This window comes from Planotetraspora silvatica (assembly GCF_016863315.1).
In the GTDB taxonomy this organism is placed as follows: Bacteria; Actinomycetota; Actinomycetes; order Streptosporangiales; family Streptosporangiaceae; genus Planotetraspora; species Planotetraspora silvatica.
On sequence record NZ_BOOQ01000064.1, the window covers coordinates 1 to 23824 of the forward strand.

Annotated in this window: 21 protein-coding genes; 14 read left to right on the plus strand and 7 right to left on the minus strand. The window is 66.9% G+C overall.

Annotated features, from left to right (window positions below; all coding sequences use genetic code 11):
• Positions 1-272 precede the first annotated feature (272 nt).
• The gene (locus Psi02_RS37740) at positions 273-1619 is read left to right on the plus strand and encodes a sensor histidine kinase (protein WP_203980726.1); all 1347 of its coding nucleotides are present in this window, start codon (positions 273-275) and stop codon (positions 1617-1619) included.
• A gap of 146 nt (positions 1620-1765) precedes the next feature.
• The gene (locus Psi02_RS37745) at positions 1766-2230 is read left to right on the plus strand and encodes a hypothetical protein (RefSeq protein WP_203980727.1); all 465 of its coding nucleotides are present in this window, start codon (positions 1766-1768) and stop codon (positions 2228-2230) included.
• A gap of 101 nt (positions 2231-2331) precedes the next feature.
• On the opposite strand, the gene Psi02_RS37750 is transcribed toward Psi02_RS37745, so the two are convergent.
• Positions 2332-3387, minus strand: a complete 1056-nt coding sequence (locus tag Psi02_RS37750; RefSeq protein WP_203980728.1) for a sodium:calcium antiporter — start codon at positions 3385-3387, stop codon at positions 2332-2334.
• A 549-nt stretch (positions 3388-3936) separates the two neighbouring features.
• Between Psi02_RS37750 and Psi02_RS37755 the strand changes: the two genes are divergently transcribed.
• Positions 3937-4668, plus strand: a complete 732-nt coding sequence (locus Psi02_RS37755; protein ID WP_203980729.1) for a glycoside hydrolase family 25 protein — start codon at positions 3937-3939, stop codon at positions 4666-4668.
• A gap of 60 nt (positions 4669-4728) precedes the next feature.
• Here the strand turns inward: Psi02_RS37755 and Psi02_RS37760 are convergent, their stop codons facing one another.
• On the minus strand, positions 4729-5955 hold the full coding sequence (locus tag Psi02_RS37760) for an ROK family protein (protein ID WP_203980730.1): 1227 nt from the start codon (positions 5953-5955) through the stop codon (positions 4729-4731).
• A gap of 433 nt (positions 5956-6388) precedes the next feature.
• On the opposite strand from Psi02_RS37760, the gene Psi02_RS37765 reads away from it, so the two are divergent.
• The 6 genes from Psi02_RS37765 (at position 6389) to Psi02_RS37795 (ending at position 14148) form a co-directional block, all read left to right on the plus strand.
• On the plus strand, positions 6389-7798 hold the full coding sequence (locus tag Psi02_RS37765) for an extracellular solute-binding protein (protein WP_203980731.1): 1410 nt from the start codon (positions 6389-6391) through the stop codon (positions 7796-7798).
• A gap of 15 nt (positions 7799-7813) precedes the next feature.
• A complete protein-coding gene (locus Psi02_RS40525; RefSeq protein WP_239095500.1) occupies positions 7814-9631 on the plus strand; it encodes an ABC transporter permease in 1818 nt (605 codons plus the stop codon).
• Entirely contained in the window at positions 9628-10443 is an 816-nt protein-coding gene (locus Psi02_RS37780) for an aldose 1-epimerase (protein ID WP_203980732.1), read from the plus strand. The genes Psi02_RS40525 and Psi02_RS37780 overlap by 4 nt, the downstream gene beginning before the upstream one ends.
• The gene (locus Psi02_RS37785) at positions 10440-11207 is read left to right on the plus strand and encodes an SDR family NAD(P)-dependent oxidoreductase (RefSeq protein ID WP_203980733.1); all 768 of its coding nucleotides are present in this window, start codon (positions 10440-10442) and stop codon (positions 11205-11207) included. Before Psi02_RS37780 ends, Psi02_RS37785 begins: the two co-directional genes overlap by 4 nt.
• A 238-nt stretch (positions 11208-11445) precedes the next feature.
• Positions 11446-12687 carry a Dyp-type peroxidase gene (locus tag Psi02_RS37790; protein WP_203980734.1) on the plus strand — a complete coding sequence of 414 codons (1242 nt, stop codon included), beginning with the start codon at positions 11446-11448 and terminating at the stop codon, positions 12685-12687.
• 78 nt (positions 12688-12765) lie between these two features.
• Positions 12766-14148, plus strand: coding sequence for a molybdopterin-dependent oxidoreductase (locus tag Psi02_RS37795; protein WP_203980735.1), 1383 nt, complete (start codon positions 12766-12768; stop codon positions 14146-14148).
• Between the two features lie 20 nt (positions 14149-14168).
• On the opposite strand, the gene Psi02_RS37800 is transcribed toward Psi02_RS37795, so the two are convergent.
• Together Psi02_RS37800 and Psi02_RS37805 are read right to left on the minus strand one after the other, a co-directional pair.
• The gene (locus Psi02_RS37800) at positions 14169-15044 is read right to left on the minus strand and encodes an LLM class flavin-dependent oxidoreductase (protein WP_203980736.1); all 876 of its coding nucleotides are present in this window, start codon (positions 15042-15044) and stop codon (positions 14169-14171) included.
• 94 nt (positions 15045-15138) lie between these two features.
• Positions 15139-16611: a catalase gene (locus tag Psi02_RS37805; RefSeq protein ID WP_203980737.1), complete on the minus strand. Its 1473-nt coding sequence runs from the start codon at positions 16609-16611 to the stop codon at positions 15139-15141.
• Between the two features lie 382 nt (positions 16612-16993).
• Between Psi02_RS37805 and Psi02_RS37810 the strand changes: the two genes are divergently transcribed.
• Entirely contained in the window at positions 16994-17194 is a 201-nt protein-coding gene (locus Psi02_RS37810) for a hypothetical protein (protein WP_203980738.1), read from the plus strand.
• A gap of 26 nt (positions 17195-17220) precedes the next feature.
• The gene (locus Psi02_RS37815) at positions 17221-18045 is read left to right on the plus strand and encodes a helix-turn-helix domain-containing protein (RefSeq protein ID WP_203980739.1); all 825 of its coding nucleotides are present in this window, start codon (positions 17221-17223) and stop codon (positions 18043-18045) included.
• A 42-nt stretch (positions 18046-18087) separates the two neighbouring features.
• Here Psi02_RS37815 and Psi02_RS37820 read toward each other — a convergent pair whose 3' ends face one another.
• Positions 18088-19044, minus strand: coding sequence for an oxidoreductase (locus tag Psi02_RS37820; protein WP_239095501.1), 957 nt, complete (start codon positions 19042-19044; stop codon positions 18088-18090).
• Positions 19045-19133: 89 nt separating this feature from the next.
• Here Psi02_RS37820 and Psi02_RS37825 point away from each other — a divergent pair, with 89 nt between their 5' ends.
• The 3 genes from Psi02_RS37825 (at position 19134) to Psi02_RS37835 (ending at position 21215) form a co-directional block, all read left to right on the plus strand.
• The gene (locus Psi02_RS37825) at positions 19134-19637 is read left to right on the plus strand and encodes a MerR family transcriptional regulator (protein WP_239095502.1); all 504 of its coding nucleotides are present in this window, start codon (positions 19134-19136) and stop codon (positions 19635-19637) included.
• Positions 19638-19777: 140 nt separating this feature from the next.
• A complete protein-coding gene (locus Psi02_RS37830) occupies positions 19778-20341 on the plus strand; it encodes a winged helix-turn-helix domain-containing protein (RefSeq protein ID WP_203980740.1) in 564 nt (187 codons plus the stop codon).
• On the plus strand, positions 20328-21215 hold the full coding sequence (locus tag Psi02_RS37835) for an SRPBCC family protein (RefSeq protein ID WP_203980741.1): 888 nt from the start codon (positions 20328-20330) through the stop codon (positions 21213-21215). The genes Psi02_RS37830 and Psi02_RS37835 overlap by 14 nt, the downstream gene beginning before the upstream one ends.
• Positions 21216-22327: 1112 nt before the next feature.
• On the opposite strand, the gene Psi02_RS37840 is transcribed toward Psi02_RS37835, so the two are convergent.
• Positions 22328-23131 (minus strand): maleylpyruvate isomerase family mycothiol-dependent enzyme, encoded by an 804-nt coding sequence (locus tag Psi02_RS37840; RefSeq protein ID WP_203980742.1) that lies wholly within the window; start codon positions 23129-23131, stop codon positions 22328-22330.
• Positions 23128-23751, minus strand: a complete 624-nt coding sequence (locus tag Psi02_RS37845; protein ID WP_203980743.1) for a TetR/AcrR family transcriptional regulator — start codon at positions 23749-23751, stop codon at positions 23128-23130. Before Psi02_RS37845 ends, Psi02_RS37840 begins: the two co-directional genes overlap by 4 nt.
• Positions 23752-23824: the final 73 nt, after the last annotated feature.

Consider the following 23824-nt stretch of genomic DNA (forward strand, 5'->3'; position numbering starts at 1 on the left):
ACCCACTGGACATCGGGGGTCCCTTGACGTCGCGGTGGGGCTGCTCTTCGCCTCCGCGACAGGTTGTCCCTCGCGATCGGCGTGGACAGTGGTCTGTGCTGGAGAACGGACCTCTTCTTTGCCACGGACCGCTCGAAAGCGCTCCCGCGACGGTAAAGGTTCGTTCAAGGCCACCCCCTGCCGAGAGGGGGCTTAGTCCACGTGCTGGACTGGTCATGGGAAAGGGGGCCCGGTTTGTGAGCGTTCGGCGGTATACGGAGAGAGCTCGCCTGATGCTGTTTCTCGGCGTGGCGGTCGCATTGCTGAGCACGCTCATGTCCGGGATGGTCATTTTCATCGTCCACCGCCTGGCGACTGAGTCGCGCACGGCCACGGTCAACGGGACGGCGACCGAGGTGGCCTCTCTCGTCCCCCGGGGAGAATTGCGAAATCCGATCCCTGATCAGGTGGTCCCCTACGTCCAGGTGCTCGATTCGCAGCGGAGGGTGATCGCCTCCACCGAGAACTTGCGCGGACGGCCGCCCATCGCGAGCTTCCTGCCCGCCAACACCGAGAGCGAGCGGACCGAGGTCATCTGCGGTAAGGCGATCCCAACAGGGGAGTGCGCCCTGGTCGTCGCCGTCCAAGCCACCGACAACGGCAAGACGTGGACCGTGTACGGCGCCGCACCCTCGATCCCGTTCTACGTCGATCCCCTTCTGGCGTTGTTGCTGGTCGCCGGTACGGTGATCATTGTCGGCCTCATCATCTTCGCCAGCTATCGGATCATCGTCGGATACATCGAGCCTGTGAGACTCATCCGGGCCGAGCTGGGTCACCTGCGACCCACACGGTTGAGTGAGCGGGTCCCGGTGCCGTCACGCTCCTATCGGGAGGCTCATGATCTGGCGACGACGGTGAACAGGACGCTGGATCAGCTGCAGGCCATGATGGAGCGGGAGCGTCAGTTCACCTTCGACATCTCTCATGACCTGCGTAACCCGATCACCGCGATGCGAACAGAGATCGAGGACGTGCTGCTGGCCCCGGACGAGGTCGACGTGGTCAGGCTGGGCACGATCCTGCTCACCGACCTGGACAGGTTGCAGGCGATCGTGTCCGACCTGCTGATACTGGCCAAGCTGGACGCCGGGGCGCCGACCACCTGCGAGTGGGTCGACCTGGCGGAGCTCGCCACCACCGAATGCGTTCGCCGATCCGGCAAGCAGATCATTTGCGAGGTGGCCCCGGGAACGGTGGTGAAAGGCGACCCCGTACGGCTCGCGCGGCTGGTCAACAATCTGGTCGCCAACGCCGAACGGCACGCCAGTTCCAAGGTCACCGTTCGTGTGTCGCGTGAGGGGGACGATGCGGGGCCTGACGCGGGAACGGCGGTGCTCGAGGTCATCGATGACGGCGAAGGGATAGCCCCAGGCGATCGTGAGGCGGTGTTCGAGCGTTTCGTACGGTTGGCAGCCGGGCGCAGGAAGGATTCCGGCGGCACCGGGCTCGGCCTTCCGATCGCCAGGCAGATCGCGGAGAGCCATAACGGGACGCTGACGATTCAGGACAGCGATCGGGGCGCTCACTTCGTCCTGCGGGTCCCTCTGCGATCGGCGGACGGCGGCGCCAATTGGTAGTGGCCGTGCGGCCGGCTTGATGTCTGATCTTCCTGGGACCTCTGCACCGCCATCTGCAGGCGACGCCTCACCCAATGATCGTTTGAGTTTGGACTGCCTTCGCCAGACACGCTGTATACTGTATACGACCCGTTAAAGGGGGATTCATGGTGGTTGACCGGCGACAAGTACTGCGCTTCCTCGCCTCCATACAACTGCACGACGAGGACGGGCACCTCGACGATCTCGAGATCCTGCGGCGCATCACCGACTGGGTGAACGGGCTTGAGGACGACTTGCGTCTCGCGCAGGACCTGCAAAGACTGTGGATCTCGCAAATGCAGCAGTCCCGTCGCTACACCTGCGCACTGCTTGCCCAGGTGATCGACAGCCCGACCGGCCCGACCATGATCACGCGTATCAAGCTTCGCCACGCCGAGATGCTCCGTCGGTGGCCGACTCGGGATCAGTACTCCGACAGCAGGGAACTGCTGCACGAGGCCTTGCTGATCGCACGGCACGACGCAGACGATCCGTCCTTGCCGGAGTGGATCCGGTCGGACAATCTCATCCGGGTGATGTGGATCGAGAGACTCACGTACGCCTTGTGCGGTGAGGTCCGCCCCGAGTAGCCGGCGGGCGATCATGAAGGACATCGGCCGCGCCCTGACGTGGAATCGCAGTGCCCGGCACCGTCGCGCGGGAACGCCGTCTCGGCGGCTTGGCTGCCTGGTCAGATGAGAAGGCCCGTGAGGCATACAGCGAAGATCAGATAGAAGGCGGCCGCCGGCGACAGGGTCTTGGCAGTGAACCGGCCCGTCTTCAGCAGCACCAGCAGGTAGACGATCGCGACCATGGTCACGACGCCGGACAACAGGAGCGGGGCGTCGAATCGCCACGACGTGAACAGCAGGCCGAGTCCGCTGGGCACGGTGGCCTGGATCATCATGGCGCCGGAGATGTTCGCCAGAGCGAGGTGCGTCTTCCCCTGGCGAACCCAGATGATGGCGTTCATGATCTCTGGCAGTTCGGTGGCTATCGGGGACAGCAACAGCGCGGTGACCGCGGCCGACAGCCCGAGCATCGGCCCGATCACATGGAGTTGCCCCACGAAGATGCGGGATGCCAGGAAGATGATCGCGAGCGTCGCGAGGGTCTGGACGATCACCGCCCATGTGGCCGGAGTCGCCCGGCGGCGCTGAAGCAGCAACGGCCCGAGGTCGATGTCGTCGCCGTGATCGGACTCGGCGCGGATCTCGCGCCAGAAGTAGACCCCGTAGGCGGCGAAGAACAGCAGGCCCAGCCAGGGTTTGACGGCGAAGGCGACCAGTCCCAGGCCCACCTTCACCACAAAGATCGCCAAGAACCAGGTCTGGTCTCGGGCCAGTTTCCTGGTCTCCCCGACGTCTCCGCCCGATCCGGCGGGCGGAGAGGAGTCGGCGGCGATCGCGTCGGCCGTCGAGGCCGTGACCGTCACCGGGACGCGGTGACGTCGCCGGGTCCACATCATCCAGCCGGTCACGCCGTAGGCGACCGTCGCCAGGGCCAAGGGCCCGCCCATGGCGGCTCCGACACCGATGTCCTTCTGCTGCCCGCTCGTCCCGAAGACCACGGCCACGAAGGTGACGGCGCTCTCGGGCAGTGCCGTTCCGAACGCGGCGAGGATCGTTCCGACGGCCAAAGGCCCGACGTCGAGTCGCCGGCCCACCCACTCCACGGCGTTGACGAACCACTCGCACGCAAGGTAGATCATCGCGGCGCAGGCGATGAGTATGACAAAATGGATCATTAGGGGGCGGTTCCTTCCGCGCCATGCGGTGAAGCCACGCCCGAAGCCGTCCTCCGGACCTCGACCCCGCCGCAACGCGCACGTCGCCTCTGGGTCGAAGGTCTCGCCCACCCGCTGCGGGGCCCGGCCACCGGGAATCTCTCAAGATTCCAGCGTGTCGACGACCGGCGAAGGACTACTCCCCTTCAAGGGCGGAGCATACCTGAAGGATTCCTGACACGGCCTGGCCGTGATCAGCGTGACGGCACCTCCGCCCTATGTGGAGATACGTCCTATTTGCACTAGTATGATGTATTCTGTATACTCGGAACTTGCGGCACGTGTACCGATGACCCTCATGGTCCGTACTCGTTGCCAGTTCGTTGCCCGTGGCGCGCCTCCCGGGGACCGTCCCGAAGCGCGTGGCCGTCGATCCGCACTTTTGCGGAGCCGGGGATCACTTTTGCGAGGTTCGGCGAGCGCCGGCGTCTGCCGGTCGGCCCTGTGAGGCAGTTCCTGCCCGAACCTGTGAGCCGGCCCGGCGGCATGGAAGCAAGGAATCGACTCCGCATGCCAACCCATCGGTTCTCCACGACCGTATCGCCTGTCCATCACCGGCTGGATCGCGCCGGCAAGCGCCTGCGCTCCGTCATCGGCGGCGTGGCCTTGGCCGCGTCGGTGATCTCGACCACCGTCGCCCCGGCCAATCGGACGCACGCCATTCCGCTGACCTATGGCCAGGACGTATCCGGCTACGAGTCGAACCACGACTGGAGCGCCAGCCCGGCGAAGTTCGGCATCGTCAAGGCGACCGAGGGCCTGACGTACCGCGACCCCTCCTTCGCCCGGCAGTGGCAGGAGCTGGGCAAGAAGGGCATGGTGCGCGGCGCCTACGACTACGGCCACCCCGGCAACGACCCGATCGCCGAGGCCGAGCACTTCCTCTCCGTGGTGAACGACCAGCCGGCCAAGAAGGGCGACCTTCTCGTGCTGGACCTGGAGACCACAGACGGCCAGTCCGTCGACCACGTCAACACCTGGGCCAAGCGATGGCTGGCGTACGTGAAGGCCGAAACCGGCGCCACCCCGCTGTTCTACAGCGGCTGGGACTTCGCCGACACCTACGGCCACGGCCTGGCCGGCTACCCCTTGTGGGTGGCCTACTACGGCAGAGCCAAGGGCGACGTGACGCCGCCTGCCGACTGGAAGACCTGGACCATCCACCAGTACACCGACACACCCATCGACCAGAACGTCTCCGCCCTGAGCTCCCACCAACTGCGCCTTCTCGGCCGGCGCTGAGCCCGGCGACGCAGATGGCCGGAGTCCGCGAGACATGGGTGGGCCGCTGCCGCAATCGCGTCAGGGCGTGAGCTGGAGCGATCGGGAGAGCACGAGCCCGGCGGCGCCGAGCAGGGTCGAATCGTCATGGAGTGCGGAGAACGCGATCTGCGGCTGGCTGCCGGGATGAGCGGGAGTGCGTCGTCGCACCTGTTGCTCGAGCTTCCCGCGCAGTGCTTCTCCTCCGGCCACGACGTCGCCGTGCAGGATGAACAGCCCGGGGGCGAGCAGTTGCTGGATGTTGGTGATGCCGATGGCGAGATTGTCGACGTACCGGTCGAACAGTTCGCCCGCACCAGGGTGGCCCTTGGCGGCGAGGCGAGCCAGCGGCCCGACCGTCAGGGTGCGCGCCGAGGGCAGATTGAGCTGGACCGCCTGGTCGCGCAGCCAGCGGTGCGTGGCGATGGTCTCCCAGCAGCCGCGCTGACCGCACTGGCAGGGCAGTCCGTCGGCCTGCACGATGCTGTGCCCGATCTCGCCGCCCGCGCCGCCCGGCCCGCGGTGCACCGAACCGCCGAGCACCAATCCGACACCCAGTGCCTCGCCTGCGTAGAGCGAGGCGAAGGTGGACAGCCCACGCCCCTGTCCGAACCAGCGGTCGCCCAGCGCTTGGACGCGGGGGTGCAGGTCGACGTAGACCGGCAGGCGAGTGCGCTCCGCGATGAGCCGGCCGATCGGCAGGCCGGCCAGGCCGGGGGCCAGATTGACCTGCACGATGGTGCCGGTGTCGGTGTTCACGATGCCGCCGACCGCGATGCCGACGCCGAGCGCCGTCGGCCGGTCAGGGGTGAAGAGGTCCTCCAGCGTGTCATTGACCGCGTCGACGACCGAGCCGGTGTCGCGGGTGTCCGCCGGATACTCGCGCGTCGCCGTGCTCAGGATCGTGCCACCCGCGCTGACCAGGGCGGCCTCGACGTGCCCGGGGAGGAGATGGACGGCGGCGATGGGTTGGCTGGTGGGGGAGAACCACAGCGGCCGCGACGGCTTGCCGCCGGCCGCGCTGCTCGGCTGGGGATCGCCCTCGGCGAGCATTCCATTGTCGATCAGCGGCTGCACGATGGTGCCGATGGTCGCCCGGCTGACCTCCGTGAGCCGGGCCAGGTCGGCACGGGAGAGCGGGCCGATGTCGTAGAGGGCTTGTATCACCCGGGCGCGATTCACCTGGCTGACCGTGTTCGGGGAGATCAGCGGCGAGTACGGCCGGCGCGTCGGGTCCGGTGGCGCGGGGCGGGTCGACTCTGATCGCACGCTAATGCACCTCCCGATCACCGCGGAGCACTCGACGCGGCGCGCCCAGGGCGGGTACGGCCGTGCGGAGGTTACAACGTACTGCACCGTGGGAGTCGCGGTGCAGTACGGAGCGAAACGCGACTGCGGACACGTCGTCCTCCTGCCGCCGATCGATCGGCTGCCCCGGCCGGTGGTCCAGCTGGTGGCCTCACCGCATCACCATCCCCACCTGTATGTACGGAGCACGAACATACCTTGCCGAAGGTGCCGGGTCTATATGTCTGCCATAAGTTATTTACCTGCGCACTTATGATCAGCTGGCTCAGGAAAACCCCAGTGGGACCTATTGACAGAGCCAGGTATGTAGCTAACCTTAACTAACTCCCGACGTCCGGCCGCGGGCCTGGCGTCGCCCCCGGGACGTGGTTCTTCAAGCAAGAGACGGTGTCATATGAACACAAGGCGTAGGGCTCGGCTGCTTCCGCTGATCGGCGCCTGCACAGCGGTGGTGGCCGCCGCAGGCTGTGCGGCCGGCGGCCCCTCCTCCTCGTCGGCGGCCGCCCTCGACGAGGCGAGTTGCAACCAGATCACGAGTGGGGCGTCCGCCGGCGCCCCCGCCTCACTGGGGCAGCCGGGCTCAGGCGGCCATGGCCCCCAGATCGAGCAGGCATCGCTGCGAACCGGCACCCCCAAGGCCGCGCCGGGTGGCACCAAGACCATCAACTTCGTCGGCGGCGCCTACACCGGCACCACCGAGGCCTACTGGAAGGACCTGGCCGGCAAGTTCCAGGCGGCTAACCCGGGATACACGGTCAACGTCAGGATCATCGACTGGAACAACATCGACCAGCAGGTCAGCACGATGATTCAGACGAAGCAGTACCCGGACGTCCTGAACGAGAACAAGTTCTCCGGATGGGCCGCCAACGGTCTGCTCCAGCCGGCCGACTCGCTGGTCGCCCCGTCGGTCGAGAACGACTTCATCCCGGCGTTCAAGCAGAACAGCGTGTACCAGGGCGTCCAGTACGGCCTGCCCCTGATCGCGAGCACGCGTGCGCTGTTCTACAACAAGGACATCTTCGCGAAGGCCGGCATCAGCAGCCCCCCGGCGACGTGGGCCGAGCTGGTCGCCGACGCGCAGAAGATCAAGGCTGCCGGGCACACCGGATACGGGCTGCCCCTCGGGGCCGAAGAGAACCAGGGCGAGTGGTCCATGTGGATGTGGTCCAACGGCGGCGACTGGAAGTCCGGCGACCAGTGGGCCGTCGACAGCCCGCGTAACGTGCAGACCCTGAACTTCCTCAACTGCCTCGCCAACGTCTACAAGGTGACGCAGCCCAACCCCGGTCAGACGAACCGCACCGACGGTGTCTTCAGGCCGTTCGCCAACGGGCAGACCGGCATGATCGAGGGCGCCAGCTTCGCCCCGAGCCTGTTCAAGCAGTGGAACTCCACCGTCGATTACGGCGTGGCGCCGATTCCGGTGAACAACAACACCAAGCAGTTCACCCTCGGCGTGCAGGACTACCTGATGTCGTTCAAGAACCCCGGCAACAGCGAAGCCGTCTCGAAGTTCCTGAACTTCTTCTACCAGCCGGACAACTACGAGCGCTTCCTGACCAGCCAGGGCTTCCTGCCGACCACGCAGTCGGCGTCCACCGCCCTCAAGGACAACCCCGACTTCGCGCCGTATGTGGGCCTGTTGCCGATCGCCAAGTTCTATCCGTCGAGCGACCCCGGCTTCCCCAAGGCGCAGGGCACCCTCGAGGCGCAGCTCGGCACCGCGCTCACCGCGGGCGCGGACACCAAGTCGGTCCTGGACCAGATCCAGGCTTCGGCGACGCAGGCCAACGGCAGCTGAGCGGTGGCACTGAGCATGCGGCGCCATACATGGCGCCCGTTGGCCTGGATCTCGCCGAGCGTGCTGCTCATCGTCGCGGTGATCACGCTGCCGGCGGTGCGGATGGCGTGGACGTCACTGCAGAGCACCGACGAGACGGGGGTCGGCCACGGGTTCGCCGGGTTGGCGAACTACCGCCGGCTGTTCGCCGAACCCGCGCTGGCCAACGTGCTGAGCAACACCGTGGTGTGGGTGCTGCTCGTCGTGGGCGGGTCCATCGTGATCGCGCTCGGCCTCGCGCAACTGCTGAACCAGCGGTTCTTCGGCCGGCGCCTGGTGCGCTGGGCACTGATCGTGCCGTGGGCGGCCTCGCTGGTGATGACCTCGACGGTGTGGCGGTACATGCTGGAGGGCGGCAACGGGATCGTCAACCGGTTCCTGATGGACCTCGGTGTGATCAGCGCCCCCGTCGGCTGGTACCAGGACCCCCGATACGCCTTCTGGTCGGTGGTCGCGGTCGGCATCGTGGTGACCGTCCCGTTCACCACCTACGTGCTGCTGTCCGGGTTGCAGGCGATCGAGCCGCAGGTCTACGAGGCCGGGAAGATGGACGGCGCCGGCCCGTGGAAGGCGTACCGGCACATCACCCTGCCGCTCCTGCGCCCGGCTCTGGTGATCGCCACCATCTTGGTCACCATCTACGTCTTCAACTCGTTCCCGGTGATCTGGGTGATCACGGGAAGCAACCCGGGCAACTTCTCCGACACCACCGTCACCTGGGCATACAAGATCGCCTTCCGCCAGCAGCTGGACACCGGTGAGGGGGCGGCACTGTCGGTGTTCAACGTGCTGCTTCTCATCGTCGTGGTGCTGCTGTATCTGCGAGCGGTGAACGCCGATCGCGACCAGCAGACCCGGCTGGGCCGTACCTGGGCGGCGGTGTCCGAATGGTTCGCCGACCGATGGGGCCGGGGACCTCAGGTCCGTCCGGTGAGCCCCGCGCCGGCACGGACCCGGCGGAAGATATGGCCGAGCCTGCGCCCCGTGGTGCTGCCGCTGGCCGGGCTGGTCGTCGCGGTGTTCTTCCTGGCTCCGTACGCGGTGATGTTCCTGGCCTCGTTCAAGGACGGCGCCGACCTGTACGCGGTGCCGGCCACCTACCTGCCGCAGCACTGGGTCTGGAGCAACTGGACGAACGTCTGGCACGTGCTGCCTCTGACCTCGCTGTTACGCAACAGCCTCATCATCGCGGTCGCCTCGACGGTGCTCGTTTTGGTGGTCGCGGTGCCGGCCGCGTACTACACCGCCCGCAACCGGTTCACCGGCCGGGCGGCGTTCCTGAACCTTGTGCTGATAACGCAGGTCCTCGCCCCGGTCGCACTGGTCGTCGGCCTCTACCAGGAGGTCGTCTACGTCCACGGGGTCAACCAGTACTGGGCGATCATCGTGGTCAACGCGGCCTTCAACCTCGCCTTCGTCACCTGGATCATGAACGGCCAGTTCGCCGGCGTGGACCTGGCCATAGAGGAGGCGGCCATGCTGGAAGGGCTCGGTCCGATGCGCCGGATGTTGCGCATCATGCTGCCGGTGGTCCGTCCGGGTCTGGTGACGGCGCTGGTCTTCACCTTCATCCAGGTGTGGAACGAGTTCGTCATTTCCCTGACGGTCTTCAACGACCCGACTCACGGCCGGGTCACCCTGCCTGTCGGCATCCAGCAGCTCGTCGGCCTCAACCAGACCAACTATCAGTACCTCTTCGTCGCGTCGCTGATCGCGACGGTACCGGTCGTGGCGCTGTTCGTCGCCATCGAGCGGCACCTGGTCGGCGGACTGACCGCGGGGAGCGTCAAATGATCGAGTTGAGTGCCGGGGACGCCGCCATCCGGGTCGACCCCGCGGACGGCGGTCGCCTGGCGTCCCTGCGGGTCGGCGATGCGGAACTGCTGGGCTCCGGCGGCCCGAACGCGCCCGGGCTCGCCCAGATCATGTACGGAAGCTTCCTGATGGCGCCCTTCGTGGGCCGGCTGGAGGGGGCCAGGTTCCCGTTCGGCGGCCGCGAGTGGACGGTGCCGGCGAACATCGCCCCGCACGCCCTGCACGGTCTGGTCTTCGACCGCGCCTGGACCGTCGACGGACCTCGGGCCATCGCCGTCGAACTGGACACCCGGTGGCCGTTCGGGGGCACCGTCCGGCAGGAGTTCGACCTGACGCCGGACACGCTGACGGTACGCGCGACGGTGGCCAACGAACACCGCGGCATGCCGGCGATCGTCGGCTTCCATCCCTGGTTCAGGCGCCGGATAGACGGCGGGCCGGAACTGGCCTACAGCTTCGAACCCGGCCTGCGCTATGTGTGCGACGAGGACGGCATCCCGCAGCACCTTTCCGCATCTCCCGGCCGACGGCCGTGGGACGACTCGTTCACCGCGGTCGCCCGCCCGCCGGCCCTGCACTGGCCCGGCCTCGACCTGACCGTCGAAAGCGCGGCCGGCCACTGGATCGTCTGCGAGACCAAACCCGACGCGGTCTGCGTCGAACCGCTGTCCGGGCCGGTCAACGGCCTCAACACCCGCCATCACCAGATCGTCGAGCCGGGCGCGCCGCTGCACTTCGCGATGACGCTGCGCTGGGCCGTACGCCAACTGACCGACAGGAATCCATCATGACCGTCTTGGACTCGTTCTCCCTGCGCGGCAAGGTCGCCGTGGTCACCGGCGGCAGCCGCGGCATCGGCCGGGCACTCGCCCAGGCGCTGGGCGAGGCGGGCGCCGCGGTCGCGGTGACCGCCCGAACCCTCCCGCCTGCCGAGCGGGCGGCCGAGGAACTTCGCGACGCCGGCATCACGGCGCTGCCCGTCAGCCTCGAGGTGACCGACCCGGCTCAGGTCGACCGGATGGTGGAATCGGTCACCCGGCACCTAGGTCCGATCGACGTGCTGGTCAACAATGCCGGCATCAGCATCGGCCGCCCGGCTCTGGACACCCCGGACGAAGTCTGGCGGGAGGTGCTGGCCACCAACCTGGACGGGCTCTGGTACTGCACCAAGGCCGTCGGCGCGCAGATGGTCGCCCGGGGCGGCGGGAGCATCGTCAACATCGGCTCGATGTCCGCCATGATCGTCAACCGGCCTCGCTGGCAGCCGGCCTACCTGGCATCCAAGGCGGCGGTGCACCAGCTGACCAAGGCGTTGGCCGCCGAGTGGGCGCCACACGGAGTGCGGGTGAACGCGCTGGCTCCCGGCTACATCCTCACCGAGGCGTCTCCGGTGGACCAGCCGGAGTACCGCGAGTGGTGCGTCGAGCCGGCCGCGATGAAGCGGTACGGACTGCCCGAGGAACTCGGCCCGGCGGTGGTCTTCCTGGCCAGCCCGGCGTCCAGCTTCATGACCGGCTCGGTGGTGGTCATCGACGGCGGATACACGCTGTTCTGACCGAATCCGACGGGTGATCCGGCAAGCACGGCACCCTGGACCGGTGAGAGGTGTTGTAAGCCGTGCATGCGCACCTGTCTCTGATCGGCTCCGGTGGTTGCGCTCTCCCAAGAGGGTCTTTTTATCGCATCACGCCAATACCCTCGATTATTGGAATTGCCCCGCCCGCTACAAAGCGTCCGCCAAAATCCGAGGTCATGACCTTGTGGAGTAATCGTGGGCTTCCTAGCGTGAAGGAATGTCCCACTCATACTCCCGGCGCTCATTCATGGGAGGGACGCTGGCCACGGGGCTGATCGGCGTGGCGGGCAAGCCGGTCCAGGAGAGCTCTCCGATCGCCGGTGACGTCGTGCCCTTCCACGGGGTCCACCAATCCGGCATCACCAGCCCGCCGCGCACGCCGCAGCAGCAGGGCATCTTCGTTTCCTACGACGTGACTGCCGAGAACCGTAGTGAGCTCAACGAGCTTTTCCACGTGCTGACCACGCGGGCGCGTTTCCTGACCAGTGGCGGCCCCGCCCGGCCCGCGCGGGACTCGTCGGGCTCCGGCCTCCTCGGCAGCACCCTCGTGCCGGACGGTCTGACCGTCACCGTCGGCCTCGGCTCTTCGCTGTTCGACGACCGCTACGGGCTAGCCGGCCGCAAACCCACCGAACTGGTCCCCATGACCGCCTTCGCCCACGACGATCTCAACCCGGCCGAATGCCACGGAGACCTTCTGCTGCAGCTGTGCGCGAACCACACCGATGCTCTGGTGAACGCGCTGATCGACCTTCATGCCCGCACTCAGGGGCTGATGCGCCAACGGTGGCGCATCGACGGGTTCCGCAGCCCGCAGCGGCCCAGCGGCACTCCGCGTGACCTGCTCGGATTCCACGACGACGTGGCGAACCACTTCCTGACCGACGTCGAGGGCCGCATCGAGAAGTTCGTCTGGACGCACGCGCCTTCCCCCGAGCCGGCCTGGACGACCGGCGGAACCTACCAGGTAGTCCGCATCGTCAGATTTGACCTGGATAAGTGGGACAAAGTGCCGGTTGAACAGCAACAGAGAATCATCGGCCGCCACAAGGTCACCGGCATCCCGTTGAACGGCGGCACCAACGAGAACTCGCCCACGGTCTACGACCCCCAGGGCAAGGTCATGCCGTTCAACTGCCATGTCCGCCTCGCCAACCCGAAAACAGCCGACTCTCCCTTCGCTGCTCCCAACCCCTACGTCCCGGCCAAGGTGCCCCCGGTGCACATCTGGCGCCGCAGCTACCAGTACATGCGCGCGCCGGACGTCAACGGGCGCATGGATGCCGGGCACGCCTTCTGCTGCTTCCAGCGCCGGCTGCGCACCTACGTCGAGATGCAGCAGCGGCTGGAGAGCGAAATGCTCGTCCCGTATATCAGCCCGACGGGCGGGGGCTACTTCTTCGCCCTGCCAGGCGTGATCAACCGTACGGACTACTACGCCCGTGCCCTGCTGACCTGATCGAACCGCGGCCTGGAGGGGACCGGCGGGCAAGGAGGAGGGCCAGGCGGGAACGCGCCGACAAAGGTGCTGATCGCCATGTCTGAGCAGCAGGAGGTGCTCGTGATGACTCGCCGGCCGGACCACAGCGAGGACGGGACCGACCGCCCTCAGGAGCCCTCTGATGTGGAGTGCTCACGGCGATCGTTTCTGGGGTACTCGGTGGCGGGCGCCACAGTGCCGTTCCTCGTCCGCGAGGCGTCCCTCGCCGCCGACACGGACACGACCACGGAGTCCCCGGCCGACGCGACGAATTTCGTCGTCCAGGCGACGCCGTCCTGGTATTTCATCCAGCGGGAGAACGGCTCACAGGAGATGAAGTGGGGCCCGGTCGGGCATGCGGTCATCGGCGGCCGGCCCGGCGGATACGGGGAGTTGATCCCCAACGATCGGATGTACATCCACAACAGGGCCCGACCTCCTGACATCGACCGCCGGACATGGCGGCTGAAGCTCAACGGCGACGCCCTCACCCGCCCCCGCTCGTTCACCTACGACGAGTTGTTGGCGATGCCGTCCGTGACGCTGAAGCGGACGATCGACTGTGGCGCCAACTGTGCCGCCTTCTTCCCCAAGCTGCCGCCCGGCGGAGCCGACAATCGGTGGCTTCCGGTCGGCTACACGCAGTGGCATTTCGGTGCGGTGGGCGCCGCCGAGTGGAAAGGGGTACGGGCCAAGGACGTGCTGGCGGCGGCGGGGGCCGACTCCCCGGTGGATGTGAAGTTCACAGGGCTGGACGTCATCGCCGACCCGGGCTTCCCCGGTGGGACGGTCCACTACTCCCAGGTCGCCCCTGCCGACAAGGTGCTCAAGGACGACACCCTGCTGGTGTACGGCATGAACGGACAGGACCTGCCCATCGACCACGGCTACCCGCTCCGCCTGCTGCTCTCGGGCTGGGTCGCCGTCACCTATGTCAAGTGGCTAGGTGAGATCGAGGTGTCGAAGCACCGCATACCGCCCGCAGGGCTGCAGACGAATCACATGCTCACCGGTCCCGCCTATCCCACGCCGGCCTCCGTGAGCGTCGGTCCCGTGCGCAGCGCCATCGAGCACGACAGGGAGATCACGCTCGCTCCGGGTGACATCACCCTGCGCGGGCGGGCCTGGTCCGGGGCCGGTGCGATCGAAAGCGTCGACGTCTCCGTGGAGAAGCTCGCCTCGCCCGGCCGATGGGTCACGGAGATGCCATGGCGTACGGCAAGGCTGCTGAGCACGCCCGAGCCCTATATGTGGGTGCGTTTCGAGGTGCCGTGGCCAGGGGTGAAGCCCGGACAGTACCGCGTGATGTCGCGCGCGAAGGACAAGGCCGGAAACGTCCAGCCACGCCCGGAAGACGTCGTCTGGAACCAGCACGGGCTCGCCTACAACGGACACTATCCGCTCGACCTGATCGTGCTTCCGCCCAGCGACATGCCGTGACCCCGGTCGCTGCCGGGGCCTCAACCGCCGCTCAGCAGTTCGGCGAAGCGATCAACCTGGGTCACGTCCGCCGCCCAGCAGTAGAACACGACCTCGTGGGCGCCGATGTCGCTCATCTGGGCGATCGCGTCGGAGATCTGGCGGCGCCTGGTGAGCATGTTCGCCACGGAGCCCTCGGCGAACCCGGCCGGCAGATTCAGGTAGTGGGGTCCGCTGTAGTAGCGGTACAGCGAGTCACGCGCCTCTTCGACCACGTGATCCGGCCCCAGGACGGCGTTGAACTGGGCCACCAGGCGAGGGCGGCCGGTGCGGCCCTCGTTCCGCCATGCCTCTTCGGTGGTGCGGAACAGGCGGCCGGCGTCGGTGAGGTGGGTCGCGCACAGGAAACCGTCGCCGAACCGGGCGGCACGCCGGATTCCGGCCGGGCTGAAGGTGCCGAAGAGCACTTCGGGTCCGCTCGCGGCGGCCGGCCTGGGTCCGATCGGGCCGATTCCCTCCGCGTACGGTTCCCCGGACCAGATGCGGCGCATCACTTTCATCATCTCGTCCAGTCGCGCTCCCCGGGTGTGCACGTCGACGCCCGCCGCTCGGTAGTCGTCCAGTCGCGCGCCCAGCCCGATGCCGAGCGTCAGGCGGCCGGCTGACATGCGGTCCAGAGTCGCCGTTTGTTTGGCCAGCACCTCGGGATCGCGCAGCGGGGCCAGCAGCACCTCGGTCTGGACCCGAATTCGGGAGGTGGCCCCGGCGAGCATGCTCAGTGCCACGATGGGCTCGGGGTTGTCGCAGACGAGGCGGTCCAGCAGGCCGAGCGTGCTGAACGGACCCTCGTCCGCGCGTCGCGCCCACTCCATCAGGCCCGCGGGATCGCTGATGGGCAGACCGAGGCCGACGTCCATGTTCCCCCCAGCTTTCGCCGAACGCCGACTCCGCTCCCGTGAGGTCGTCCGGCGTCCTTACGCCGGTCCGTCGGTGGCGCCCGCGGACGTGTCCCTAGCGTGCGACGACCGCGAGCCCCAACTCGTGGGCGATGCGGGCGCCGAGGTCGGAGTCGACCTTGGCCCAGTAGTCCTTGACGGCACGCTCCTGGATGAAGCGCTCCACCCCCTGGCTCAGGTGCCAGACGATGTTGCCGACAAGATGGTCCCGATCGGTCGGGGTCATCACCTGGCGGTAGAGCGTGCCGGGCTGGACGAAGTCGTCGTCATCCCGGTGTGCCTCGTAGGCCGTGCGCATGATCTCGGCGGCGTCCACGAACCAGCCGGGATCGCGGTAGCGCTGCGGATCGGCCTTGGGGCCGCCGTAGCTGTTCGGCGCGTAGACCGGCTGGTCGCCACTGTGGAAGTAGCGCATCGGGCCGTCCTTGTTGTAGTTGTGCACCTCGCTGATCGGCTGGTTGACCGGCACCTGCGCATAGTTCGGCCCGATGCGATAGCGCGCCGAGTCGCCGTAGGCGAACATCCTCCCCAGGACCATCCGGTCCGGGCTGGGGCCGATGCCCGGGACGAAGTTGGCCACGTCGAACGTGGCCTGCACGATCTGGGCGAAGAAGTTCTCGGGGTTACGGTCGAGTACCATCCGGCCGATCGGGATCGTCGGGTAGTCCTTGTGCGGCCAGACCTTGGTGATGTCGAAGGGGTTGAAGCGGTAGCCGGCCGCGTCCTCGTACGGCATGATCTGCATCTCCAGGCGCCAGGACGGGTAGTGCTCGCGGTCGATCGCCTCCCGAAGGTCACGCCGGTGATAGTCGAGATCCTGGCCGAACATGGCCTTGGCCTCCGCGTCGGTCATGTTCTGGATGCCCTGCTCGGTCTTGAAGTGGTACTTCACCCAGAACTTCTCGCCCCCGGCGTTCTCCCACATGTACGTGTCGCTGCTGTAGCCGTTCATGTTGCGCCACGTACGCGGCGTGCCCCGGTCGCTCATCAGGATCGTGACCTGGTGGGCCGACTCCGGCGAGAGGGTCCAGAAGTCCCACTGCATGTTGTTGCTGCGCAGGCCGCTGTCGGGCATGCGCTTCTGGGAGTGGATGAAGTCGGGGAACTTCATGGGATCACGCACGAAGAAGACCGGCGTGTTGTTGCCGACGAGGTCGTAGTTTCCCTCTTCGGTGTAGAACTTGAGAGCGAAGCCGCGCACGTCGCGGTCGGTGTCCGCGTAGCCCTCCTCGCCGGCCACCGACGAGAAGCGCACGAGCATCGGCGTGCGCTTGCCCACCTGGTTGAGGAAGGCGGCCTTGGTCCACTGGCTGACGTCGGCGGTCACCTCGAAGTATCCGAAGGCCCCGCCGCCCTTGACGTGGTACACCCGGTCAGGCACGGGTTCGCGGACGAAGTGGGCCAGCTTCTCGATCAGGTAGGCGTCCTGCAGCAGGTTGGGCCCACCGGGGCCGACTGTGAGCGAATGCTCGTCACTGGACACAGGAAGGCCAGCGTCCGTGGTCGTGTTTTTCGCGTGATTCCTCATTTTTCTCACCTACTCGTTCTCGAAGATCTTCCCTATCTCTTCGGCGAGAAATGAGCCGTTCATGCAATTGTTTTCCGCGCGGCCAGTGCCCCGATCATGGGGTTCCGCCCGGTTCTCCAACCAAGAAGCAATCGTACGTAAGCGCAGGTCACGCGAGGGTCATCGCTCGACGGCTTCCGCCACTTCAGTGGTGCACGAGCGATGTCGGCGGAGTGCGGGATCCGCCGCACCGCGCCGGTCCCGACGTCGGCCGAGCCCAGACGGGCGGCCCTGGCTGAGGTCCAGCGCAGATGCACCGTTTGTTTTCTCATATGTCATGTCTTGCGAAATTCGTATCTGGATTTTGTCTGGCCGAAGCCGGGGCGCCGGGAAGGATGACGCCATGACCGAAATCGTCGCCGGTGTGAGCGTTCCCGACAGCCCGCTCGCGAACGAGGCGACCGCGCTTTTGCGTGAGGCCGGGACGCCGCTGCTGCTCGACCACTCGCTGCGCTCGTTCCTCTTCGGCTCGGCCGTGCCGTGGCCAGGGGAGGCGCCGGACTCGGCAATCCAGCCGCCGGTAGGTCTTGTTACCCGCCTTTGACCTGGTGCTTCCTACCATGGGCTGGGATGGATAGTTCGCTGGGAGAGTTTCTCCGTGCTCGGCGCCGGCTCGTCACCGTTGATCAGGCCGGGTTGACACGTACGGGTGGCCTTCGCCGGACTCCGGGGTTACGCCGCGAGGAGATCGCGATGCTGGCCGGTGTCAGCGTCGATTACTACACGCGGCTGGAGCAGGGCCGGGAACGCAACCCATCGGATCAGGTGCTCTCCGCACTGGCGCGGGCCCTGCGACTCGACGCCGCGGCCACTGAGCACCTGTACGCGCTGGCGCGCCCGTGGGTATCCGAGAACAAGGATGCTTGGGAGGCCGATCGGATCAGTCCTCACGTGTTGCGCCTCATCGAGTACATGGAACCCATGTCGGCGTTCGTGGTGAACCGCCGCCTGGACATACTGGCCACGAACCGAGTCGCCCGCGCCATCTTCGAGGGGTTCGAGTACAACACGAATCTCATCCGGCTGACCTTCCTCGACCCCGCGGCACACGAGTTCTGGCGGAACTGGGAAGAGGAGGCCACGGCCAATGTCGCCCACCTGCGAGCCGCGGCGGGCGCGAACCACGACGACCCGCGCCTGCGCGAGCTCATCGAGGAGCTCTCGCGGGGAAGCGATGCATTTCGCCAGCTATGGGCTCGCCACGACGTACAGGTCAGGACCTCGGGGTTCGTACGCCTGTACCGCAGTGAAGTCGGCCAGTTCGACGTGTGGCATGAAGCGTTGCGCTTCGAGAGCTTCCCTGATCTGCGCATCTTCAGCGCCGCACCCGAACCCGGCAGCCCGTCCGAGAGTGCTCTGGCCAAGCTGTGCGCAGCCAAGCAGACCGAGGCCTGAGCCGGCTTCAAAGAACGAACACGTAACCACCAGCGGAACCACTCAGATTTCCGTGGTGTGCCAGTGGATGCCGGTCAGCTGCTGCGAGCGCTCCCACAGGCGACGGCCGAGCTCCGGATCCTGGGCTACTGCCGACAGCTGCACGTGTGCGGGATGTCCAGACCGTCCGCCCCGACCGTCAGGTCCGATGTAGGAGCCGGCGGCGAGATCGGGCTCGGTCGCGGCGAAAAGCTGGGGCAGCGCTCCCATCTCCGGACTCTGCGCGAAGAGCTTGCCGGAAACGCGCATGACGATCCCCGTGATCCCGGTGCCCCTGCTCTGCATCGGCGTGTTGCTGTAGCCCGGGTGCGCGAGAATGCTGGTGATCGGCGACGATGACGACTGCTCGCGCCGGGCGAGCTCCACACCGAAGACCGCGTTGGCGAGCTTCGACGCCGAGTAGGCGGCGAGAGGCGTGTACTTCCGCGACCACGCGACATCGTCCAGATCAAGTTCGCCCTTCTCGTGCATGTACGACGTCACGGTGACCACCCGCGGCGCCGGCGAGCGGCGCAGCGCCGGTTCCAGCAACGCCGTGAGCGCGAAGTGGCCGAGGTGATTCGCGGCGAGATGGCGCTCGGCGCCCTGCGCGGTCACGGAGTGCTCGACCATGGAGATGCCCGCGTTGTTGACCAGCACGTCGACGGACTTCTCCTCGCCGATTTCCTGCGCCGCCCGGCGGATCGAGCTCAAATTCAGCAGATCGACCTGACGCACCTCCACCTCAACCCCGGGATACGCCCTACGCAGCGAGGACGCCACCTCTTCTCCCCGTGCCGCATCACGGACGGCGAGCAGTACCCTCCCGCCGTGCGCCGCGAGTTCACGCGCCGTCAGCAGACCGAGACCGCTGGTCGCACCCGTCACGACGAAGGTGCGGCCCTTCTGCTCGGCCATTCGGTCCGCGGTCCATCCGCCACCGCCCGGCTTGTTTCCGTTCGTCCTGGAACCCGTCGTCATCTCTTGATCTCACTTTCTTGTCGACGCGGCCTTGATCAACCCGTTTCGGCAGGTCTGGGAATGCGGAAAAGCTAAACCTTTCCATTAATGTGAAGGTCAAGCGGCCGACGGTGAGCCGCCTACGGTGCGACGGCGAGGCGCACCGGCTGCACGGATTCCCAGTCAAGGAGGGCGATGTGAAGATCGGAGATCTGGCCGCGAAGACGGGTGTCGCACCGCGGCTGCTCCGTTACTACGAAGAGGTCGGCATCCTGCACCCGTTCCGGAGCGGCAACGGATACCGCACCTACGGCGAGCCTGCCGTCGACCGTGTCCTGCAGATTCGCGAACTTCTCGACGCCGGTTTCACGACGGAGATGATCCGCGAGATCCTGCCCTGTCTCGAGGCCGAGAAGGAACAAACGGAGGCCGCGGCGTGCCGGCCGGCAAAAGATCTGGACGGAGTGCGACGTCAACTCAGCAGCATCGAACGGCGCATCGACGTGCTACAACGCAACCGGCACGCGATCGAGATATATCTGCGCGCATGGGAGGACGCCATGGCGGCTGCGCCTACAGGTGCCGATGGAGTCCCGGGCCCGGTTGCGGAGTGACGGCGGCGACATGCCGGATCCCATCTATGGGGATCCGGCCTTTTGATCGGCTGGCCCCGGTCTGACCCCCGCATCGAAGAGGAACGCGCAGTCTCGCCTCATTGACAAAAAATTTTTGTACGTAAAGACTGATTTTCGTTATGAGAGACGTCGTCTACCTCGACCAGATCGAGCAGGCTGAGGCTCTGCTCAAGCCGCAGCGGATCGAAGTGCTGCGGCAGCTCGCCGAGCCCCGGTCGTGCACCGAGGTGGCGGCCGAGCTCGACCAGACCCCGCAGCGGGTCTACTACCACGTGAAGCGCCTGCTGGAGGCCGGCCTGGTCCGTCAGGTGGCCGAGCGCCGGGTGCGCGGGATTCACGAGGGGATCTACCAAGCGGCCGGCCGGTCCTACTGGCTGTCCCCGAGCTTGGTGGGCCGGATCGGGCTGCGCCAGACCCGCGACCGGCTCAGCCTGGGCTACCTGATCGACCTGATGGAGGACGTGCAGGCGGACGTCGCCACGCTCGACCTCACCCGGCCCGACCTGCCGTCGATCGGCGTGTCCGGAGACATCCGGGTGCGCCCGGAGCAACGCAAGGCGTTCCTCGACGAGTTGCAGCACACGCTGCAGGACCTGTTCACGCGCTACGGCGGTGCCGAAGGCGACGCGTTCCGCCTGGCCGTCGCCTGCTATCCGAAGGGAGATCCCGATGACCGAACCTGATCTGCGCCTGCGCGCGGTCGTTCCGGCCCCATTGAAGGTCGCGTTCGAGGCGCTGACCGACCCGGCCGCGCTGCGTGTGTGGCTGACCGAGCACGCCGACGTCGACCTGCCCGGCACGTACGAGTTCTGGGGCCGCTCCACGCCGGACGGCGCTGAGCCGCACCAGCGCGTGCTGCACGTGGACGAGCGCACCATCCGGTTCGCCTGGACCGTCGACGGGGTCGAGTCCACGGTGCAGTTCGAGCTGGCCGATGACGAGGACGGCACGCTGGTCACGCTGAGCCAGAGCGACCTGCCGGGCTTCTCGGAGGTGCTGGCCGGCACGGCCGGTGCCCGTGGCGCGCTGCAGACGTTCTGGTCGCTGGCGATCGCCAACCTGGCCGACTATCTGGCCGGTCGTGAGCTGACGCCCAAGTGCGACTTCACGTCCGCCGAACTGCACGCGTCAGTGGTGATCGACGCGGCACCGGACAAGGTGTTCGAGTCGATGACCCGGCCGGAGCAGTTCCGCCAGTGGTTCGGCGCCAACGTCGACATCGAGCCCTATGTGGGCGGCCGGTTCGCGATGGGCGGGTTCGAGCTGGACCCCGAGGGGGCCCGGTTCGTCGAGTTCGAACCGGGCCGCAAGGCGACCCTGCGGTGGGGCGACGGCCAGACCGACAGCTGGGAGCTGGAAGGCTCGGACGGCAAGACCCGGCTCACCGTGATGCAGAGCGGGTTCGACCCCGCCAATCCGCCGTACCCGGGCTGGGCCGGCTGGCTGGGCGGCATCGCCGCGCTGCGGCGCTACCACGAGCTGCCCCGCTGGCGCTCGATCTGGCGCCAGGTCGAGGTCGCCGGTGTCCCCGAGGGCATCATGGCGATCGACCAATGAGATGAGTGCCCCGGAACGCGTTCCGGGGCACTCATCGCCGCTCACAGCTCGGCGATGGCGGATCGACCAGATGTCGAGCCGGCCGGCGTGCGTGCATTGGCCGGCCTCCCTGGCGATGGCAGGGCCAGGGAGGCCGGATCACGGGATCGTGTCTATCCCTACATGAACGGTGTGGTCGGCCCTCCGGCGGAGCGTGTCCTGGAGTTCTGCCACGGGTTGGCCTGGCTGCAGTTCGTCTGGAACGGCGACACCTGCAAGGTGAAGTCGCGCATCAGGTGCTGACTCTGGTGTTCGTGCTGGCGAGCATGCTGGGATTGATGGTTGGAGTTCCGATTGTGGTTTCCGCGGCCGCAGCCGCCGCCCCACCCGCCCCAGCCGCCGCCGCCGCCGCAGCCGCCGCGGCCACAGCTGCTGCCACACCCGCTCCCGCGGCTGCAGCTGCTGCTGCCACAGTCGCTGCTGCGTCCGCAATCGCTGCCGCTCCAGCCGCCCCCGGAATCGCCCCAACCGGTGATGACGCCGGCGTTCGCGGCACTCGTGAAAGCGGTCGCGACCGTAAGGGCGCCGCCGGTCAGCGCGGTGCTGATTGCGAGAGCCCCGACGACACTTTTCAAGTTGGGCATTTGGTTCCCCCTTGAACGGACTTGTGTCCTATTTCGATTTCTCTAAATAGCCGAGAAATTCGACCCGGCATTTGTGTCGGGTTATCCATGCAATGTCTTATTTTCCTCACCATCGCTCGAACAAACGATGATTGGCGGCTTTTGTAGATTACTTATCTTGTTATTGACGGCGTTAATCCTATATTAGGTATTCTGTCATAATATAATTCAATATGTCCGGTATGTGATGTCTGGATATACGTGATTCCCCGCCCGTATGGAGCACGGCTGCGAGCAAGGTCGGGAACGGGAAGACATCGGGCGGCGGGTCGATCTCGAGGCGGCTGTTCCGGCCTCACTCGGGCATCCGGCCCGCGTCGGTGAGTGCCGGCGAGAGCTCCGTACTGTGCGTCTTCCAGCGATGCGTACGGAATGATCCCGTCGAGGCGGTGGGGGACGGGTGAGCGTGAGTGGGCTGTCGCCACGACTCCGGCGCGACGGAGGCAGGGGTCAGAACGGGACGCGGGCGGTGGTCACGGGGGCGGCCATGTCGTGGTCGCCGGTGACGACCGCGGCGGGAGGGGTGTCGGCGCGTCCGGAGAGGCCGCGCAGGTATTCGATGGTGTCCAGCCGGACGGTCGTGTCCGGGGTGCCGTCGCCGATCTCGAAGGTGCCGCCCGCCGGACCGGTCAGTTCGAGCGTCACCGGGTGCCCGGTCCAGCGGGCGTGCAGGTCGCGCAGGACCTGCTCGACGACGAGCCGGTCGTGGGCGCCGGTCTCCAGCGGCCGGCCGATGGCCCGGCTGATGTCGTCGCGGTGCATCCACAGGTCTCGCGGGAGGAACACGTCGTAGACCTCGGCGAGGGAGAGCCGGAAGGCGCCGAAGTGGCCGTCCTCGGAGGGGAAGGTCATGCGGCGGACCAGGGCGGGGCGGCGGCGCATGACCAGGTTGGCCTGGGGCCACAGTGTCAGGAAGCGCTCGATCACTTCCTGGCGAGACCTGCCCGCGTGGAGCGCGGCCCCGAATCGCATGTGAGCGTCCAGCTGCCGCAGTTCCGGATAGGCTCTGGCCGCCTTGCGGTCGCGCAGCAGGAACAGCCAGGGCCGGATCTGCTCTTCGGCCTGGGAGATCAGGTGGCGGACGATGTCGCCGACGGTCCAGGCGTCGCAGACGGTGGGCTTGTCCCAGTCGGCCGGAGTCAGGTCGGCCAGGAGGCCGTCCCAGGTTGCGAGTTCCGCCGCTCGCAGTTCGTAGGCGTCTGCCGGACTCGTCATCGGGACGGCCCCGACGTTTATTGCGGCCTCTGCTGTCATGGCTGGTCGCCTCCTCCGTGAGGTGCGTAGTGGGTGAAGAACAGGTCCAGGACGGTGGGCGCCAGCCGCTCGAAGCGGCCCTCGCCGACCGGGGCGTCCGGTTCGTTGGACATCTGCTGGCTGACGACTCCGGCCACCAGGGTGTTCAGCAGCGCGACTCCCTCGTCGGTGGCGGCGCCGGGGTGCAGACGACGGGCGGCGACGGCGCTCTCCAGGATGGCTCGCACCTCGGTGACGTTGTCCACGGCAGGAGCGAAGGACTCCGCGGACGGTGCGAAACCGGGAACCGGCCGCCAGAACAGCAACTGCGCGCGCACCGGATTGCGCCGCGTCCACTCGATCAACTTCAATGCGCCGACCCGCACTCGATCGAGCACGTCCAACCCGGCCGTGGCCTTGTGCAGGGTCTCGTTGAGGTCGCGGGCACTCTGACCGAACAGCGCATCGTAGACCGCCGTCTTCGACGGGAAGTACTGATACAGCGAGGGTGTCCGCATCCCCATTCGCCGTGCCACCTCGGCCAGGCTCAGCGCGGCGACACCTTCTTCCGCCATGACCTCCACTGACAGGTCGAGGATCTCGCTGATGGTCTCTTCGCGCCTGCGTGCCCGCCGGTCCACGTCTCTCCTCCTTCGCTCTACATGCTCAAGGATTCACTAATGCCATTAGGGAAGTCAATGATGGATAGGTAAT

Bases quoted from the DNA above. Each gene is read 5' to 3' on its own strand.
- Psi02_RS37740 (WP_203980726.1), top strand. From the start codon at position 273: ATGCTGTTTCTCGGCGTGGCGGTCGCATTGCTGAGCACGCTCATGTCC.
- Psi02_RS37745 (WP_203980727.1), top strand. From the start codon at position 1,766: ATGGTGGTTGACCGGCGACAAGTACTGCGCTTCCTCGCCTCCATACAA.
- Psi02_RS37750 (WP_203980728.1), bottom strand. From the start codon at position 3,387: ATGATCCATTTTGTCATACTCATCGCCTGCGCCGCGATGATCTACCTT.
- Psi02_RS37755 (WP_203980729.1), top strand. From the start codon at position 3,937: ATGCCAACCCATCGGTTCTCCACGACCGTATCGCCTGTCCATCACCGG.
- Psi02_RS37765 (WP_203980731.1), top strand. From the start codon at position 6,389: ATGAACACAAGGCGTAGGGCTCGGCTGCTTCCGCTGATCGGCGCCTGC.
- Psi02_RS40525 (WP_239095500.1), top strand. From the start codon at position 7,814: ATGCGGCGCCATACATGGCGCCCGTTGGCCTGGATCTCGCCGAGCGTG.
- Psi02_RS37780 (WP_203980732.1), top strand. From the start codon at position 9,628: ATGATCGAGTTGAGTGCCGGGGACGCCGCCATCCGGGTCGACCCCGCG.
- Psi02_RS37785 (WP_203980733.1), top strand. From the start codon at position 10,440: ATGACCGTCTTGGACTCGTTCTCCCTGCGCGGCAAGGTCGCCGTGGTC.
- Psi02_RS37790 (WP_203980734.1), top strand. From the start codon at position 11,446: ATGTCCCACTCATACTCCCGGCGCTCATTCATGGGAGGGACGCTGGCC.
- Psi02_RS37795 (WP_203980735.1), top strand. From the start codon at position 12,766: ATGTCTGAGCAGCAGGAGGTGCTCGTGATGACTCGCCGGCCGGACCAC.
- Psi02_RS37800 (WP_203980736.1), bottom strand. From the start codon at position 15,044: ATGGACGTCGGCCTCGGTCTGCCCATCAGCGATCCCGCGGGCCTGATG.
- Psi02_RS37805 (WP_203980737.1), bottom strand. From the start codon at position 16,611: ATGAGGAATCACGCGAAAAACACGACCACGGACGCTGGCCTTCCTGTG.
- Psi02_RS37810 (WP_203980738.1), top strand. From the start codon at position 16,994: ATGACCGAAATCGTCGCCGGTGTGAGCGTTCCCGACAGCCCGCTCGCG.
- Psi02_RS37815 (WP_203980739.1), top strand. From the start codon at position 17,221: ATGGATAGTTCGCTGGGAGAGTTTCTCCGTGCTCGGCGCCGGCTCGTC.
- Psi02_RS37820 (WP_239095501.1), bottom strand. From the start codon at position 19,044: ATGACGACGGGTTCCAGGACGAACGGAAACAAGCCGGGCGGTGGCGGA.
- Psi02_RS37830 (WP_203980740.1), top strand. From the start codon at position 19,778: ATGAGAGACGTCGTCTACCTCGACCAGATCGAGCAGGCTGAGGCTCTG.
- Psi02_RS37835 (WP_203980741.1), top strand. From the start codon at position 20,328: ATGACCGAACCTGATCTGCGCCTGCGCGCGGTCGTTCCGGCCCCATTG.
- Psi02_RS37840 (WP_203980742.1), bottom strand. From the start codon at position 23,131: ATGACAGCAGAGGCCGCAATAAACGTCGGGGCCGTCCCGATGACGAGT.